Source organism: Methylomonas methanica, from assembly GCF_001644035.1.
Lineage (GTDB): Bacteria > Pseudomonadota > Gammaproteobacteria > Methylococcales > Methylomonadaceae > Methylomonas > Methylomonas methanica_A.
This window is the reverse complement of the sequence record NZ_LUUG01000132.1, coordinates 1-2673: the sequence shown is the minus strand read 5'-3', so window position 1 is coordinate 2673 and position 2673 is coordinate 1. Positions and strand designations below refer to the sequence as shown.

General features: G+C 53.4%; 3 protein-coding genes. 2 read left to right on the top strand and 1 reads right to left on the bottom strand.

Annotated features, from left to right (window positions below):
• Both A1332_RS26215 and A1332_RS23100 read left to right on the top strand, forming a co-directional pair.
• On the top strand, nt 1-1671 hold a 1671-nt coding region (locus A1332_RS26215), incomplete at its 5' end, for an RHS repeat-associated core domain-containing protein (protein WP_331709888.1).
• Entirely contained in the window at nt 1668-2270 is a 603-nt protein-coding gene (locus tag A1332_RS23100; RefSeq protein WP_064010748.1) for a hypothetical protein, read from the top strand. The genes A1332_RS26215 and A1332_RS23100, both read left to right, overlap by 4 nt.
• Before the next feature lie 34 nt (nt 2271-2304).
• Here A1332_RS23100 and A1332_RS26210 read toward each other — a convergent pair.
• Nucleotides 2305-2673, bottom strand: a 369-nt coding sequence (locus tag A1332_RS26210; protein ID WP_231890402.1) for a hypothetical protein, incomplete at its 5' end; no start/stop codon positions are given.

The following is a 2673-nucleotide window of genomic DNA, read 5'->3' as shown; positions in this document are numbered from 1 at the left end:
AGCGACAACAGCCTCAGCCAAGTCGCCCACAAAAACGCCGCGACGGTCATCCAACAAAGCCAATACAGCTACGACGGCCTGGGCAGAAGGAAAACTAACCAGGAAAGCCTATCCGGCCAAACCACCCTCGGCTACACCTACAGCTACGACCCGCTGGACCGGCTGACCCAAGTCGCCAACGGCACCACCGCCCAAACCCAAAGCTTTAGTCACGACGTTTACGGCAACCGGGTGCAGAAGCAAATCGGCGTACCGGCCACCAGCACCACCGCCTATAAACACGATGCGGCTAATCAGCTGACCGAAGTCCGGCAAACCAATCTGAGCGGCAGCCTGCTGGAAGCCTACTTGTACGACAGCACTGGTCAGCAAACCAAAAAATGTAGCGGCGGTACCGTCACCCGACCTAACGACCAAAGCTGTACCGGCACCACCCAAAACCAAACCGGCTACGACAGCTTCAACCGGCTTAATCAAGTCCAAGTCAACGCGGTCACCACCGGCAGCTTTAAATACGACGACCAGGGCAGGCGAACCCAGAAAACCGAAGGCGCTACCACCACCAACTACCATTACGACGGTAGCTCAATCTACGCCGAATACCCCGGCAGCGGCTGGACCAGCCCGAACGCCGTTTACGTTCAGGCCGGCCAAGACCACCCGCTGGCAAGGCTGACAGGCAACGTCAACCTGCCCAGCGCCACGGCGGCTTACTACCACCAAGACGGACTGGGCTCAATATTGGCAACAACAAACGCCGCCAAAGCTGTCAGCGCCACGCAACGCTTCGACGCCTACGGCAGCAAGATCGGAGGTACCGGCACCGTTCCGCAATACGGCTACACCGGACGGGAGCCGGATGCCAGCGGGCTGATCTACTACCGGGCCCGGTATTACGATCCGAATCAGACTAGGTTTACCCAACGTGACCCGTTGGGGTATGCGGATGGGATCAATCGCTATGCTTACGTTGGCAATAATCCGGTTAACTTCAATGATCCGAATGGTTTGTTTGCGAATAGGGTTTCCAACGCCTGGACTGCTGGAGCGAGTTACTACAACACCGCCAGCAATATTGCCAGCCAGATTGGTTGGGGCGGTGCAGGACAATTTGGACTGGATATATTAGCGTCCTCCGAAGTGCCGGTTGTCTCACAAGCCGCCGGACTGGGTGCGGCCAGTATTTACGCCTATCAAGGTGATGCCTTCGGCACCTCCACCTCTCTAGCCGGCATGTTTCCGGTGGCCGGCATCATCGGCGATGCCGCCAGGATAGGACGTTGGGCTGATAAAGGGGTTGATTTGGCTAGGCAGGCTGATAATATTGCTGATGCGGGTCAAGTTGTAACTAATGGACACCACTCGATACCGCAATTCCTTGGTGGCAATGCTAAGCAAGAATTGACTCAATTGCCCCAGCCAATTCATACTGAGTTTCATCAAGTCTTGAATCAAAACCTTAAAGAAGCGGGAATTCCGCTGAATGTCGGTGGGGTGGGTGGCAGCAGGGCAAATTGGGCAGATTATATGCTCGCCAATCCTGGTAGCCAAAATACTGCACTGGATGCTGTGCTAGATGCCTCGCGTACAATTGACCAAAAACATAACACCAGTATCACGCAAGATGTCTGGAGCAATCTAATGGACGACAACTTTAGGCAATTCCCGTGACCGACATATTTTTTTATAGGCTGTCCTCGACAACCATGGAGTCGTGCGATATAACCAAAATAAGTTACGAAGAAGCACGAAAATCTTGGTTATGTATGGGTTGTTGTTCACCGAAGCCAAGTATTCGTGAGGTTGATGTTTATCTCGATGCCCTCCCTGAAAACATACCTCTGAATTTTGTTAACGGTTGCGGTTTGGGAATTGCCAAAAAAGCTTTCCTTTTGGAGCTAGGCGAGACTGAAGCCCAGCGAGATCTTTATTTGGGACGGGTGTACGATCCTGATGGTAACCAACTTGACGAATATGTTTCTTATCACAGTTACCCCGAAATCATCGTCCGTGGCGATCAACACGCTAATTACCATCGTTGTATTGAGTGCGGACGCATACGCTATTTTGCGATGGGCAGGCAATATCTATATCCCTTTCCATCGTCCAAGGAGTCATCTATTTACTATAAAGGGAACGGTGGACTTGTAATAACTATTGACTTATTTCAACGGCTCAATTTAGCCCAATGGTGTAAATTGGCTGTGGATCCATTGCCGGTTCTGGATGAGCCTCTGGACGGTTTTGGCGATTTTAACGCGGACTTGTAACGCGATAACGTGCGCCTATAGGATGTCGCCGACGTCAGGAGGCGCATCTATCGCGACAGCTCTTTAACAATCTATCATCGGCTCCGCTGGGTAATCCGGCGACGAGGACGCCGGCGGCCACCTCGCCCAATACCAATACGATGCCGCCGGCAACCTCACCCAAATCACCGACCCGGACAACTACACCCTGGGTTTTGATTACGACGCCGTCAACCGCTGGACCACGGCCTACGACAAAGCCGGTCATCACGTCGACCGCAAACTGGATGCCGCCGGTCGGGTTAAAGCCGTCACCGACCCCAACGGCAATAGCACCCTCTACAGCTATTGGAACGCAGCGCAAGACGGCCGCCTGAAAAGCGTCATCCAACCCAAGATAGCCGGCTACACCCTGGGGCAAATC